Origin of the sequence: Paraburkholderia heleia NBRC 101817 (genome assembly GCF_000739775.1) — a bacterium.
Classification (GTDB): Bacteria; Pseudomonadota; Gammaproteobacteria; order Burkholderiales; family Burkholderiaceae; genus Paraburkholderia; species Paraburkholderia heleia.
On the sequence record NZ_BBJH01000047.1, the window covers coordinates 34,788 to 49,044 of the forward strand.

At 63.0% G+C, this 14,257-nt stretch carries 14 protein-coding genes; 6 read left to right on the plus strand and 8 right to left on the minus strand.

The window, feature by feature from the left end:
• Window positions 1-8 precede the first annotated feature (8 nt).
• From BHE01S_RS30405 to BHE01S_RS30415, 3 genes are all read right to left on the minus strand, one after another.
• Entirely contained in the window at window positions 9-1,253 is a 1,245-nt protein-coding gene (locus BHE01S_RS30405; RefSeq protein WP_042270587.1) for a hypothetical protein, read from the minus strand.
• A gap of 248 nt (window positions 1,254-1,501) precedes the next feature.
• Window positions 1,502-2,782, minus strand: a complete 1,281-nt coding sequence (locus BHE01S_RS30410; protein ID WP_042270652.1) for a sensor histidine kinase — start codon at window positions 2,780-2,782, stop codon at window positions 1,502-1,504.
• The gene (locus BHE01S_RS30415; RefSeq protein ID WP_042270590.1) at window positions 2,772-3,461 is read right to left on the minus strand and encodes a response regulator transcription factor; all 690 of its coding nucleotides are present in this window, start codon (window positions 3,459-3,461) and stop codon (window positions 2,772-2,774) included. Before BHE01S_RS30415 ends, BHE01S_RS30410 begins: the two co-directional genes overlap by 11 nt.
• A 196-nt stretch (window positions 3,462-3,657) precedes the next feature.
• Here BHE01S_RS30415 and BHE01S_RS30420 point away from each other — a divergent pair, with 196 nt between their 5' ends.
• Both BHE01S_RS30420 and BHE01S_RS30425 read left to right on the plus strand, forming a co-directional pair.
• On the plus strand, window positions 3,658-3,969 hold the full coding sequence (locus BHE01S_RS30420; RefSeq protein ID WP_042270654.1) for a DUF4148 domain-containing protein: 312 nt from the start codon (window positions 3,658-3,660) through the stop codon (window positions 3,967-3,969).
• 170 nt (window positions 3,970-4,139) lie between these two features.
• Window positions 4,140-4,631, plus strand: a complete 492-nt coding sequence (locus tag BHE01S_RS30425) for an aminoacyl-tRNA deacylase (RefSeq protein WP_042270592.1) — start codon at window positions 4,140-4,142, stop codon at window positions 4,629-4,631.
• Window positions 4,632-4,674: 43 nt separating this feature from the next.
• Here BHE01S_RS30425 and BHE01S_RS30430 read toward each other — a convergent pair whose 3' ends face one another.
• Window positions 4,675-6,624: an ArnT family glycosyltransferase gene (locus BHE01S_RS30430; RefSeq protein WP_063769114.1), complete on the minus strand. Its 1,950-nt coding sequence runs from the start codon at window positions 6,622-6,624 to the stop codon at window positions 4,675-4,677.
• Window positions 6,625-6,958: 334 nt separating this feature from the next.
• Between BHE01S_RS30430 and BHE01S_RS36175 the strand changes: the two genes are divergently transcribed.
• Both BHE01S_RS36175 and BHE01S_RS30440 read left to right on the plus strand, forming a co-directional pair.
• On the plus strand, window positions 6,959-7,603 hold the full coding sequence (locus BHE01S_RS36175) for a response regulator (RefSeq protein ID WP_052406190.1): 645 nt from the start codon (window positions 6,959-6,961) through the stop codon (window positions 7,601-7,603).
• 161 nt (window positions 7,604-7,764) lie between these two features.
• The gene (locus BHE01S_RS30440; protein ID WP_042270596.1) at window positions 7,765-8,781 is read left to right on the plus strand and encodes a hypothetical protein; all 1,017 of its coding nucleotides are present in this window, start codon (window positions 7,765-7,767) and stop codon (window positions 8,779-8,781) included.
• 163 nt (window positions 8,782-8,944) lie between these two features.
• Here the strand turns inward: BHE01S_RS30440 and BHE01S_RS30445 are convergent, their stop codons facing one another.
• The 3 genes from BHE01S_RS30445 to BHE01S_RS30455 all read right to left on the minus strand — a co-directional run bounded on the left by BHE01S_RS30445 (window position 8,945) and on the right by BHE01S_RS30455 (window position 11,240).
• Entirely contained in the window at window positions 8,945-9,301 is a 357-nt protein-coding gene (locus BHE01S_RS30445) for a SpoIIAA family protein (protein WP_042270598.1), read from the minus strand.
• A gap of 411 nt (window positions 9,302-9,712) precedes the next feature.
• A complete protein-coding gene (locus tag BHE01S_RS30450; RefSeq protein ID WP_042270600.1) occupies window positions 9,713-10,471 on the minus strand; it encodes an SDR family oxidoreductase in 759 nt (252 codons plus the stop codon).
• 19 nt (window positions 10,472-10,490) lie between these two features.
• Window positions 10,491-11,240, minus strand: coding sequence for an SDR family oxidoreductase (locus BHE01S_RS30455; RefSeq protein WP_042270602.1), 750 nt, complete (start codon window positions 11,238-11,240; stop codon window positions 10,491-10,493).
• 41 nt (window positions 11,241-11,281) lie between these two features.
• On the opposite strand from BHE01S_RS30455, the gene BHE01S_RS30460 reads away from it, so the two are divergent.
• On the plus strand, window positions 11,282-12,259 hold the full coding sequence (locus BHE01S_RS30460; protein ID WP_042270604.1) for an AraC family transcriptional regulator: 978 nt from the start codon (window positions 11,282-11,284) through the stop codon (window positions 12,257-12,259).
• Between the two features lie 181 nt (window positions 12,260-12,440).
• Entirely contained in the window at window positions 12,441-12,989 is a 549-nt protein-coding gene (locus tag BHE01S_RS30465) for a carboxymuconolactone decarboxylase family protein (protein WP_042270606.1), read from the plus strand.
• Window positions 12,990-13,186: 197 nt separating this feature from the next.
• On the opposite strand, the gene BHE01S_RS30470 is transcribed toward BHE01S_RS30465, so the two are convergent.
• On the minus strand, window positions 13,187-14,173 hold the full coding sequence (locus BHE01S_RS30470; RefSeq protein WP_042270608.1) for an aldo/keto reductase: 987 nt from the start codon (window positions 14,171-14,173) through the stop codon (window positions 13,187-13,189).
• Between the last annotated feature and the right edge of the window lie 84 nt (window positions 14,174-14,257).

Sequence of the window (14,257 nt, forward strand, 5' to 3'; positions counted from 1 at the left end):
GACAGCTTCTAAAATACCAATCCAAATAGCCTCTTCAGGAGGTCTTCGAGAGACATCATCGTCAGTGCCAGTGGCACGATGGGTACAAGTACCGCTGCCGCGAGGCGAACGACGGCATCTTTGGTAACGGGGGCGATCCGCATGGTTCGGACCACGTCGAAACTGTTGGCGAGATCCGCAAGCGACTGAATATCGCCGCTTCCGACCAATGCCTCGCCGGCAGGCGCGCCATCGCGCAGCCACTTGGCATCGAACTCGCGCACGTACCGTTGCGCAAGCGCGCCGTATTCGCTCAGGCCCGTGCGCTTCGCCTGGGCCAGTTGAGGCGCGAAGACCAGTAAAGGGCCAAAGATCAGGCACAGCAGGAAGAGAACCATCGCGCCGGTCTCGGCCTTGAATTCCGTGAGTGCCGCCCCGGCGAAGAAAATGCGGTTGGCGAACTGGGCGGCAAGCATTGCTCCGTGAGCGACAAGGAGGGTTGTGAACGCGTAAACGGTATTGGCAAGAAATCCCAGGCCGCCGACGCGATCAGGATGCGCGGCAACGAGGCTCAGTTCGATGTGCGATACCTGCCAGAGAAACCGCGTCCAGATGAATAGCCGGAAATACCAGCGAATCAACAGGAACTGGAACAGCGGCACACTCACATAGGCATACCAGAATCCGGCGAGCGTAAGCGTCAGGCCGCCGGGGGCAGGTGCTGCGTACCATGTCGCCGTCGTTTGCAGAGCGCTATATTGGCGCCACACGACGAGGATACCCACACCGTACACCAGCGCGATCAGCAGCAGTTCGGCGGCCACTGAATTGCGCAGGCGGAATGCCGACCTGACGGCCTCATCGAACCGCGTCACGCACGCTTCTGGAATGATCTTCCGGTCGAGGAATGCACGCGCGATCGGACGCAGGCGCCGATGCACAACGAGCTCGGCGATGATCAGGAGGGGCACTGCCACAAGGAAGCGGATGTGAACTTCCAGGTCCAGCAGGAACGGTACCGCCACCCTGTTGCCCAGCAGATGTCCGTCCAGAGCGGCGAGCACCAGCAGCGGCAGCCACGCCACGAGCGAGATGACAAGAACCCGCAGGCGCACCAACTCCAGCGCATCGTCGGCCATGTGCGCCCGGCGCAGGAGCTGGAAGAGGGGGCCGCCCAGGACCAGCGAGAAATTCTGCGCATCCTGCAGAATATCCTCGGCACTCGGCACCGTACGGGCTGCTTTTTCCGGTCCCAAACCCAGGTAGTGACTCATGGTTCGGCGCTCCTTCCTCCTTGATTCAGTCGCCATAGCTCCAGATCCGGCAGCCAGAACGACAGGGCAGCATTCACACACTCACCCTCGACTTGAAGGTCATCGTAGGAGCGGACCGGTCGCGCAAATTGATCTGGGTCATGTTCGTGCCATGGCCGTACGTTGTCTGCATGAAGCCGCGCAGCTCCAGAAAGGTGGCTCGCCCGATCGACGCGATAGCCGCGCGAGCCGATCCGCGTGAAACCGGCTCAGGTCCGGCTCGCCGCCGGCAGCCGAAGCGACACGCTGGTTCCCTTGCCGGGCTCACTGCCAATCTCGATTGCCCACCCGTAGCGCTCGCACAGCTTCCTGACGATCGACAAGCCGATCCCGACCCCGGGCGTCGGGGTGTCGGGCGATGCAGCCCGGTAGAACCGGTCGAAGACATGCGGGATCGCGTGCGCCGGAATGCCTGGTCCCGTGTCCTCGATGTAAAGCCAGCCGTTGGCGTAGCGAAAGCGCAGGCTTCCGTGGTCGGTATGCCGCACGGCATTGTCGATCAGGTTGGATAGCACGATCGCAAGCGCAGGGCGGTTCGCCACGACGCGAAGCTCGCCGTCGATATCAATGAATGAGCCGAGTCCCTTTTGCGCGAGCCGGGCGGCAAACGGTGACAACGCGGTCTCGATCATCTTCGCCACGGCCACCGGCTCGACTTCGCGTGCAGAATCCTCCCGCGCGAGCATGAGCAGTGCATTGGCGAGTTCGCGCATGTTGTCTGCTGCCCGCTCGATCTGCTGCAGCCTTGCGCGCGATTTGCCCTGGATCGCCGTATCCTGTTCGAGCAGTTCGCAGCTTGTCTGGATGGCCGTGAGCGGCGTGCGCAGCTCGTGGCTGACATTGCCCGTGAACTCTTTCTCGCGCGCCATCATGTCGGCCATGCGCAGGTTGTAGTCGTTGAACGCCTCCACGAGCCCGACGAGCTCCGTTTCGTCGTATTTGCCGGGAAGAATCGCAGCCGATTCACCCAGCCGCAGTGTCTTGACCTGCCGGGCGAGTCCTGCAACCTGACGTACGAGCAGTCCGGAAAGGCCAAAGGACAGCCAGATCGTCAGGAGTGCAAAGATGCCGGTGCCGCCCATCAGGGCGTTGATCACTTCCTTGAAATGCTTTTCGTAGATGTTGAAGTTGTATACCCGGTACAGGCGTGCGGTGCCAAGGGGGGCAATCTCCACGTGAATTTCCCGGTCGTCGATAATGATCTCGTGCGTGCCGAACGGCAGGGTCCTGACGGCTTCGGGCAGGACAATGGAACCGCGGTCCGCACCTGAAACATAACCGTTCATGCGCACGTCGAAGGGTGGCAGCAACGCAGGATTGGCCCGGTAGCTCTTGAGCACGCTTGCCATGTCGTCGCGGATGAGCGCCGCAATCAGCCGCTCCTCCTGCGCCTCGGCCAGTGCGCGCACGCCCAGCGCCTGAGCGGCCAGCAGCGCGATGGTCAGCACGGAAAAAAACAGGGCGACCTTGAAGCGCAGGCTATTTCGCATCATCGCCACCCGCCACGAGCCGGTAACCGACGCCATGCAGCGTTTCGATCACATCCGAATCACCGGGCCCGCACAGGGCCCGACGCAGGGTATAGATGTGCGTGCGCAGCGTGTCGCTGTCCGGCAGTTCTTCGCCCCAGACTTCGGACTCGAGCTCGGCGCGAGTCAAGGTGCGGTGGGGCGACTGCATCAGGATACGCAGCAGGTGAAGACATTTGGGAGGGAGCTTCACCGGGCGTCCGGCACGTTCGGCGGTCATCGACGACAGGTTGAGCCGCACATCCGAAAATCGAAGCTCCATGGTGGCGACCTGGCCACGATAGCGCTTGATCATGGCGCCGAGCCGCGCACCCACTTCCTTCAGGGAGAACGGCTTGACGAGATAGTCGTCGGCGCCGTGCACGAATCCCGCGAGCTTGTCGTCAAGTGCGTCTCGCGCGGTCAGCATCAGCACGGGCGTGTCCCGGGCCGCCTCGTCCCGCAGCCTGCGGCAGAGTGTGAGCCCGTCCATGCCTGGCAGTGACAGATCGAGCAAAATGGCGTCCCATGAGCCGGCGAGGGCCATCTGCAGCCCCGCGTTGCCACTGGAGGCCACGTCGGCCTCGTAACCGCCTGCCTCGAGATAGTCGTAGAGGTTCGCGGCAATCGAAGAATCGTCTTCGACAATGAGCACCTTCATGGACATCGGTTCGTCACCCTCGGGTATCGGGAAGGCTGATGCTACCGCAGTTTATTCATGCGCTGCGGCTGCGTAGGCCGCGATGGTTCGCGATTCCGGCTTCGCCTGCCCGATGGCGCGCATGGACGTAACATGGCGTTGCAGTGCGATGGAAGCCCGGGTTGCGCTGCGCCCATCAGACGCGTGGAGATGCGCCATGAAGAGCTTTCCGAAACTCCCCCTGACACTGACTGCGTTGACGCTCCTGCTGGCCGGATGTGCCGTCGGCGGCGTGTCACAAAGCGGGCCACATCTGAGCCCGACGGAGTGCCGCGACCTGGCCGCGCTCAGAAGCAACGCGCCTCCGACGATGGCGGAACACCAAAGCGAACTGGCGGCCCTGAGGAAAGCGGGCTACAACCCGTCGCCATGGTACGACGACCCATACTACCCGGACGATCTACAGGCGGCACAGCGTCTGGTCGACTACTGGTTCAACACGGAGTGCCACCCGGTTCAACCCCAGTGAGCCAGGCGAGTTCGTTCCACGTCCCGGCGACCCCGTTGAGTCCTGCTGCCGGGCCCTTGTCCTGCAGGTCCATGGCGCCGGCATCGGCGTGCTATTTGCGCGCGAGTGGCCTATCCTGAAAAGATTGGTGGAGGCTGGTTTTCTTCTACGCATTCGACGGGAGGTGTGCCATGTCGATGTCGATCACTTTGCAGGAGCGCCTGCGCAGCAAGGGCTCACGCTACGAAATCGTGCGCCACCCATACAGTCATTCGAGCATGGAAAGTGCGGCTGCGGCGCACATTCCCGGTGACCGTCTTGCAAAAACGGTGCTGCTCGAGGACGAGCACGGCTATGTGGCCGTCGTTCTGCCCTCAACCTATGCCGTGCAATTGTCCGAGCTTTGGAACAAGACCGGACGCAGGCTCGCCCTTGCCACGGAGGACGAACTGCGCGAGCTGTTCAAGGACTGCGATGCAGGGGCGCTGCCGCCGATCTGCGCGGCTTATGGAATGAAAACCTACCTCGAGACAAACCTGGCCGGTCAACCGGACGTCTACTTCGAGGCGGGCGATCACGAAGAACTGGTTCATATGGAAGGGGACCAGTTCCTGGCGCTGATGGACGACGCGGAGCGAGCCCATTTCGCAAGACGCATGCGAGGCATGGGCGTGCGTGCGTGAGTGAGTCGTCGAACAGCGTTGGTTCAGGCAGGCGCGGTGCCGATTACGAAGAGGTCGTCGCCGCCATGCGTACATAGACGCGCAGCGCCTCGTCGTTGTCACCCGGACGACTGCCCTCCCAGTACAGTCGCCAGCCTCCCGCAGGCGGCTCTCCCTGCGAGGGCCGACCCTGTTCGATAAGCCAGTTGCAGGACGTGGCCCGAGGGTCCGCGGTGGGCATGTGCGTGATACCGGCGAAGTAATAGAGCATGGGAGCTTCAGATTCGCCGAGCCCGTGGCTCGCCATGCAGTCGCCGGCTCTCCAGGTGCCGTTCAGTTTGGTACGCAGATTCTCGAAAGGCGCGCGATAGCTCTTCGCGACATCGAGCCACGGCAGCAGCAGCGTGCCGACGAGCCCCCATGCGACGATGGTGCCCAGGCACCAGCTGAATACACCGCGCCAGTTGCCGGCCGACTTGAGCCGAGGCAGCAGCAAGACCCACCCGAGCGTGAGGGCGAGCGCCGCGATGATCAGCTTCGGCTGAAGTGGCATCACCCATTCGAGCGGCAGCCAGCGGCCAAGCACATGCAGGACGCCGTGGGTGTCGGGGGAGGCCGTCATCGTCCACCACACGGCCCATGCAAGCGCCACAAACGAACCGAACACAATACGGCTTGTCATGTCCCACGCGAGGTGCACCCGCTGCGGCAGATAGCGGACTGACTGCATGGCCAGCAGGGAGAGCGGGGCGATGAACGGCAGGATGTAGAGTTCGCGCACTGTCGCCGACGCTTGCAGTACCGCGAAGCCGATCCCGGAAAACAGCACCGGCAGTGCAACGTCGGGTTCGTGCAGACGTCGCCATGCACCGGCCGCAAGCGCCACGAGCGCGAGCGGGACGACCGGAAAGCCGACTGTCAACGCCGTACGCAGCACGAACAGGTGGCCGGCGTTTTCCGAGCCGAGCTGCGGCACCGAAAAGCCAAAGAAGCGACCGATGTTGTTGTCCCACAGCCAGATCCTGAACAGCGTTTCGGAGCGCAGATAGAGGCAAAGCGGCCAGATCAGCGCGAACGGAGCGAAGTACAGGGCCGAGCGGGCCAGCGAGCGCGCAAAGCTTCCGCTCCGGCACGCCGGGTAAAGCAGCATCGCCGCGCAGATGGTTGCACCGAACACGAGCGGCACGAACAGGCCCTTTGCCAGAAAGGCGACTCCGGCTCCAACGCCGAACATGGCAGCGGCATGCCGGGCAGCGCGCCCTTGAATGCGCGGGTCCTGGCAGGCGCTGGCGGCGTCGCGGTTTCCGTCAGGATAACGATGCAACGCGCCGTCCATTTGCAAGTGAGCGCAGACAAGATCGTAAAGTGCGCAGAATGCCAGCGCAGCGCCGGCCATCAGCGCGACGTCCGTCATCATGTCGTGGATATGCTTGACGACCACCAGCGTGCTGGCGAAAAGTGCGAGCATTCCGGGCACGCGCGGGTCGGACCAGCGCACGGCGCCGGTACCCCGCCAGGCGAGACGTGCCGTACAGGCAAGCGTGAGCGCAGCGAATACCACGCTCGCGAGACGGGCCGCGTCGTGCAGCGGCAGAAGCCGGCCGAACATCCAGGCGAGCGAGGCTGCCACCCAATCGTAGATGGGCGGTTTTTCCATGAAGGGCTGCCCGGCGTTGGTCGGGACGACCAGATCGCCGGTGTCGAGCATGTGTTCAATGATGCCGAAGGTGTAGGTTTCGTCTTGCTTCCACGGATCGTGGCCAAGCGTGCCGGGCAGCAGCCAGGCGCATACGAGCGCGAACGCAATCAGCCCGAGGAACCAAGTGGAAGTGGCCAATGCCCGCGAGCCTTTGCGGGCACGCGGCAATTCCGGGGTCAACGGGGTGGCGGGCGTCGCCGGCTGGCTGCCCGTGGCCAGCCCCCACGGTACGTCGAACCGCACCACGCCGTTGGCGAGGGAAACCGGTTCGATGCCGACTTCTGCGATGCCCGCGTCATCCTTGCTTTCTTGCATGTAACCTCTGCTCCCCGGCGCGCTGACAATCTGGTCAGCACCTTTCGTTATGTGCCGTCGACGCGACAGCTGTCACCGGTACGATTGTATGCGCGAATTATTACCAAACATTACAGAGCATCGTAATTAATATGAAAGGTTGGCTTCCCAACGTAAGCGCGAGCGATCCCGCTTGTCTGATTTATTTGCATCCCTAACAATAGACGCGACAGTGACACCGTGAGGCGACTCGCGGTACGGCAGCTCCACGGGTTCCGAAATGCATTCGGGGTATTTGTCAGTGGGAACGGCCGATGCTGCGAAGCAGCTAACTCCAGGGGTGTATGGGATAGTGATGAGCCGCGTACTGCTGGCTGACGACGATACAGCCTTTCGTGATGCGCTTCAGACGTTGCTGGCCGATGCCGGGCATGAAGTCACGACTGCCGGGAATGGTCTGGAAGCGGTCTCGGCGGCCCTGGCTGCCACGCCGGAGGCGATTGTGTCAGACGTTCATATGCCCATTCTCGATGGGCCGGACGCAGTATCCATGTTGCGAGCCATTCCACGGTTTCGCGATGTTTCGGTCATTCTCATGTCGGGAGATGAGGCAGGCGCAGGTATTGTTGCCGAAGGGTTTCTGCATAAGCCTTTTAACCCAGGCGTGCTTCTCGATGCCCTTGCTAGCCTTTCAGCGCGCACGCGGTCCGAAAGCGCAAGCGCGCTTCCGATGTCGCATGACGCCGCGTGCGTGGCGGGCGTGGCGTGCGAAACGGGCATGACGGGCGTGACATCGGCGAGAGCGAATCGGCAGCATCAGCGTGTTGCGCGCGCCTTCGAACTGGTGGCAGAGCAGGAGCGCCGGATAGCCGGGCTTGAGCGGCGCGGTGTCCAGACCGCGCTGGCAATCGACTTGTACGAGGCCATGGTGTGTAGTGTTGCGACGCTGACGCGCTTTGAGCGGATTACCGTAGATCCGCTATTTTCCGCTCCTCGCTGATCTTCTCGCTATAACGAAGAGTACGCGGCCTCTCCAGGGGCCGTGTTCCGAATTGCCATACCGGTCATTCACGCTTTTCGCGGCGAACGCGGGCACGCATTGTGCGCCTGGCGCCGATACGGCGGCGAGGACGCCGCCCGCCAATTGCGGAGGGGAAAGTCATGAGGCCAACGGTGCTAGGCGTGTACGACAGCTACGCGAATGCGTGTTCGGCGCAGCGCGCATTGGGTGAGGCTGGCATAGCGCAAGCCGATATTGCCATCTATTCGATATCGGTCGATGCGCCCCGCGAAAAGGGGCCACGTGTCTACGTTCGGGGCGCTGTCGATATGCACCACCACAAGAAAGTCTTCGACCGGCTCGAACAACTGTTCGCGCGCATCTTCACGAGTGGACAGTATCCACCGGATGCAGAGGATTACAGGGAATTCATCCGACGCGGCGGCACGGTAGTCAGCGCCGATGTTTCCGAATCGCAAGTCGACCGGGCGATTGAAACGATGCTCCGCACCGGTGCCGCGGACATCGAGGAGCGCGCCAACGCGTGGCACGCTGGTTCTGCGAAGGCGCAAGGTCCGGAACACGCAGCGCATCCGGGCAGCGCAATGACCGGCGAACGTGCCAGGCCGCACGAAACCACGCAGGGATGGCAAGGCGACACGCGGGCCGCGTCGGCGTTGCGGCCGACGGCTTCTCCTGGCACCCCTGCAGCAGCGGCGCGCGGATCTGCACCGCCCGTGGAGAAGCAGCCGCACGCAGCGGGCGCGTCTGAAGCCGGGTTCGCGCGCACGAATGCGGATGCCGGCGTCAAGGCGCACACCGCGCAGGCTCCCGACGCCAACGCCGCAGCGTCAAACGCCCAGCGTCCATTGGGGACGGGCTTCATGGGCGATCCGGGTCTCGGCGGCCAGCATGACGACCCACAGCCTTACGACAACGACTTCAGGAAGGACTACGACGCACATTATGCGAACACCGGGGCGTCGTTCGACGAGTATCGCCGTGCCTACTCGCACGGCGCCACGCTCGGACGCGACGAGCGGTATCGCGGGACCGACTGGCAGGGCGTGGAAGCGAATGCGCGCGCGAACTGGGAGTCGCGATATCCGGAAAGCGGATGGGAGCGCTTCAAGACGGCCGTGAGACACGGCTGGGAACGTGTCAGAGGCGGCGGCTAGTTTGGAATTCGAATACCTGTCACCTGAATAACGGCGCGGCTCGATCTGAAAACGTCGGCGGATTTTATGCACGCTACGAGCGCATGGCGTTATGGGCGCCATTGTCGGCGTGACCGGCTCGTCCGTTGCCGCGCTGCTGCTCTCAACTGGCCGGCAGGGCCGCTTAGGCGTTGATCCAGGCGCGCGCCTGTTCCAGCTCGTTGATATGGAACGCCTTGATTTCGGCTTTGGTAAAGAAGCGCGCCAAATGCATCGAGGCGCGAATCCAGGCCGCGTCGGCCACCACCGCGGCGCGGGTGACCTCGCGGGCGACGGAGACGCCGAGCGTCATGTCGGTCCACAGCGCCTTTGGCTCGATACCGCTGAAATGCTCGATGCGTTCGAGCACACGGGTCTTGCCGTTCAGTTCAAGATCGCCACGCATCCGTTCGATAACATCGCGCAGTTCGTGGTCGGTGATTTTGCCTTCGACGGTGATCTCGATGACCGGCGAATCGGCAGTGGTGAGATACTGGATCATGGCTGGCCCCCCTGGGTACGGAGACGCTACACGCTCAGGCGCGGATAAGCCTGGCGTTCGATAGCTTTCTCATGGTACCCCTTTTCGCGTGCCCTATGCTTCCCGCAACAACATGCTGTGCCACGGTGTTCCTTCCATGCCGTTTTGCAAGACGGCCTCAAATATTGGCAGTGCATAAAAAAAGCCGCATACGAGGATGCGGCCGAGGGGTGCACCTAACAGGGGGCTATTCCGTATTCAGGCGCATCGCCAGATTACTCAAGGCGTGTGGCAGTCATCTAGCGGACAAAAATAATGGCGCTTCGTGTCGACACGGCACAACAGCAAAATTAGGGCATCTTGCGGCGCACTGCAGTCTGGGTTAGATCGGCCGCGTCGTCTTTAGTGAAGGTGCTTCACCGGACCCGTCGCTCACCACGGAATCGTCTGATTTTCCCAGCGAGTGAATGTCCCAGACGGACCGTTCGGGCCCAGCAGAATGACGCGCACCGCCTCGCGGGCACCTTCCTCGACGGTTTCCGTGCCCGTATAGCCGTTGAGGTTCGTGCGGGTGTAGCCCGGAGAGACGGCGTTGACCCTGATTCCCTCCGGCTCCAGCTCGATCGCCATGGCAACGGTCAATGCGTTGAGCGCCGTCTTGGACGCCGGGTATACCGGACCGAAGATCGAGCGCCACGGGAACGCAGGGTCCGAGTTCGTCGCGAGCGACCCAACGCCACTCGACACGTTGAGGATGCAAGCGGCCGTCGATTTGCGCAGGAGTGGCAGCATCGCCTGATAAACGGCCAGCACGCCGAACACGTTGGTGTCCCACACCGCGCGCATTTCATCGAGAGAGACATTGCTCGGGCGAGTGGTCTTCGCAAAGTCCTCGACGGACTGGCCGGGTTGCCGGTTCGTGCCCGAAATCGCAGCGTTGTTGACGAGCACGTCGAGCCGGCCGTACTCGTCGCGAATGGGCTGCGCGGCGGCGGCGATCGAAGCCTGATCCGTCACGTCGAGCTGGAGCGCGCGCGCACTCGGCCCGACCTCCCTCGCCGCGGCCTCACCGCGTTCGGGATTGCGCGACCCGACCAGCACCGTGAGGCCATGTGACGCGAGATCTTTCGCGATCTGAAGACCGATTCCCTGATTGGCCCCGGTCACGAGGGCTATGACGTTCTCCTGCATGCCAATCTCCCGGTGTTGATTAGTAGACCTCAGCTGCCCATGCTTCGGCGTCGGCGCCGGCGGGAATGTGCATCGGCGTCGAGGAGTCGGTCGCCGCGCGCCACACGGCCCCGGCGACGTCCTGTGCCCGCGTGAGGGGGGATGCTGTGTCCTCCAGATGCGCGAGGACCTGTTTGACGAGCCCGGCGTAGGCTTCGTTGTCGAAGCCGTGGATGTGGGCACGTGCGTTCTCTCCAAAGCGCGTCTCCAGCGAACGGCCCGGCAGCACGAGCCGCACCCGAACGCCAAACGGTTCGAGTTCCAGCGCCATCGACTCGGTGAACGCGTTCACCGCAGCCTTGCTCGCGCGGTACGCGCCGATCAGGGGCAACGCCTTGAAAGTCACACTCGACGTAACGTTCACGATGACGCCGGCCTTGCGCTCGCGGAACTGGGGCAGCACTGCCTGTGTCACCGCGATCGTGCCGAACGTGTTGGTCTCGAAGACCTCGCGCACTGCCTCGAGCGGAGCGAGCTCAGCCGGGGAAGCAGCGCCGAAGCCCGCATTGTTGACGAGGACGTCGATCGGGCCCGCGGCCATGACGGCCTCGCGTACGCTTTCCGGCTTCGTGACGTCGAGCGCGAGCACGCGCAGGTGTTCTGAAGGCGGCAGCACGTCCTCACGCGGCGTGCGCATGGTGGCGACGACCCGCCAGTCGCGGGCCAGGAAGTAGCGAGCGATCTCGAGCCCGAATCCGGAAGAGCAGCCGGTGATCAGCACGGTTTGCATGAAATCTCCTTTGGCATGGTTTGCGTGTGTCCATACGATAGATCGCGCCGACCGTACTTGCTACAATCAAAGGTCCGAATTTCGTTTGCAGGAGTCCGGCCGTGATCGATCCGTTGGCTGAAGTCGTGACGCTGCTGCAGCCGAGTGCGCGCTACTCCAAACTCGTCCTCGGCGCGGGCCGCTGGCGCATCAGTCGTTCGGGCGCGGGCGACCCTTTCTATTGCGTCATCCTCGATGGCGGGTGCCGCATCACGATCGGCGATCAGGCGCCGCTCGAACTCTTGGCCGGTGACTTCGTCCTGATTCCTGCGTCCTATGGGATCGAGATGAGCAGCCTCGAGCCTCCCCCGCCGGACCTCGAGCCAGTCGTGCCCTTCGCGCTGGGCAACAACGAATTCAGAATCGGCGCGCCGGAGGACTCCATCGACTCCCGCATGGTGGCGGGCCACTGCAGCTTCGGCTCGCCGGATTCAGCCCTGCTGGTTTCGCTGCTGCCACAACTCGTGCATGTTCGCGGCCAGGAACGGCTGGCCACGCTCGTAAAACTCGTGCGCGAGGAATCGAGGGAGCAGCGGCCCGCGCGTGAAGTCGTGCTCTCACGTCTGCTGGAAGTCCTGCTCATCGAAGCACTGCGCTCCACGGCGGGAACCTATGCGCCACCTGGCCTCGTGCGCGGCCTCTCCGACAGCCGCCTCGCGGCTGCGATCCGGGAGATGCACGAGCACCCGACGAAGCCGTGGACGGTCGCCGCGCTCGCGAAGGAGGCCGCGCTCTCGCGTTCGACGTTTTTCGAGCGCTTCAGCCGCGCGGTTGGCGTCGCGCCGATGGAATACCTGCTGACCTGGCGCATGGCGCTCGCGAAGGACCTGTTGCGTCGCGATCACGGCCGTATCGCCGAGATAGCGCAACGTGTCGGCTACAGCTCGGCCAGCACCTTCAGTGTTGCCTTCACGCGGCACGTCGGCCGGCCGCCGACGCAGTACGCGCGTGAGGAGCAGATGATCCCGGATGGCGCATAGGCAGGCGCAAGCGGGTTGCCGGCAGCGCTGGGGGGCGCATTGCGGGCGTCGAGACACCGAGGAAGCCCCCGACTCTTTTCTATTACACGCCATGTAATTGGCGAGGCCGCGGCGCGTCACTACGCTTTGCTTGTCGTGTCATCGCCCCTTGATGCGCGCGTCCAACTCTCAAGGAAAGATAATGGCTAACTTCCCCGTATATACACTCGAATCGGCACCGGAAGGCTCGAAGCTCGCGCTTCGAGGTCTTGCCGAAGCATTCGGCATGGTCCCCAACATTGCCGGCGCAATGGCCGGTTCGCCGAAACTGATCAACGGCCTGACCGGCGTGTTTCAGCAGGTTCACAGCGGCAGCTTCACGGAGGCACAGGTTCAGGCCCTGTTGCTCACGAATGCCGTCGCCAATGGCTGCACCTGGGCCGTCGCCTTCCACACCTTCCTCGCACTCAAGGAAGGGCTCAGCGAAGCCGATGTGCATGCGATTCGCGCCCGTCGTCTGCCGACCGACGAAAAGCTTGCAGCGCTCTCGCATCTCGCGCGCACGTTGATCGACAAACGCGGCCGTCTCGACGATCAGGACGTCGCGTCCTTCACGGCCGCCGGTTTCGCCCCGACTCTGGTGCTCGACGTCATCCTGGTTGTCGCTGCGTCGACCATGACGAACTACGCCGGCAGCGTCGCCAATTCGCCGCTCGAGGAGATGTTCCGGCAATACGCCTGGCAGGCCTAAGCACCATGGGCTGATGCACCCAGCGAGGCTTCTGCGAAGATACCTTGCCTGCAGCCGATGGCCTCGTGACAGGGCGGATTCTGCACGACTGGACGTACCTTGCTGGCCGCAATGCGACCGGCAAGGTACGTCCGCAAGCCCGCTATGAATGTGAACAGGCCTTGGGTACTGCCTGCTGGCGGATGTCTGGTCGTCCGCTAGCGGTCTAGCTGAGACAGCATGGGCGGCAGATAACGTGTGCCCGCAGTCTGATGCCCGGCAAGGAAACCCCGGATGCGATCCAGTTCCGCCAGCGTCAGGCGAACTGAAGCTGCGTTCACGTTTTCTTCAAGGTATTTGCGCCGTTTGGTGCCGGGGATCGGCACCAGATCGTCACCTTGCTCGAGCAGCCAGGCGAGCGCGATCTGGCCCGGTGTCACGGACTTTTCTTCGGCAAGGGTCTTGACGAAATCTGCGAGCTTGACGTTGGTATCGAAGTTGCCGCCCTGTATGCGCGGATCGTTGGCGGCTCGCCAATCGTCGGCCGAAAGGTCCTCCGCGCGCCTGGCGTTGCCGGTCAGGAAGCCCCGGCCGAGCGGACTGTAGGGAACAAAGCCGATACCCAGTTCGCGCAGCGCCGGCAGTACCTTGTCTTCGACGCCGCGCTCAAATAGCGAATACTCGCTTTGCACGGCCGAGACGGGTTGCACGGCATGGGCGCGCCGGATGGTATCGACGCTCGCTTCAGACAAGCCGAAATAGCGAACCTTGCCGGCGGCGATCGCATCCTTGACCGCACCCGCCACGTCCTCGATCGGCACGGCGGGATCTACGCGATGCTGGTAGAGCAGATCGATGTGATCGGTCTGCAATCGGGCCAGCGACGCGTCGATCACCTCCCTGATATGGTCGGGGCGGCTGTCGAGGCCGCGTACCCCGTTGTCGAACCTGAAGCCGAATTTGGTCGCAATCGTCACCGCGTGACGACGCCCTTTTAGCGCGCGTCCGAGCAGTTCCTCGTTGGCGAAAGGACCGTAGATCTCTGCAGTATCGAGGAACGTGCAACCCAGCTCGATCGCCCGGTGAATCGTGGCGATCGACTCTGTGTCATCGGGCGTGCCGTAGGCGTACGACATCCCCATGCACCCCAGCCCGATCTCCGAAACGACGAGTCCTTCACGTCCAAGCTTGCGCGTGTTCAGCATAGTGCCCTCCTGTGATGGCTAGCTATCTACAATGGCACGCGCGACGAATACGTGTTAGCACGATACTCTTGATTCCTTGCACGA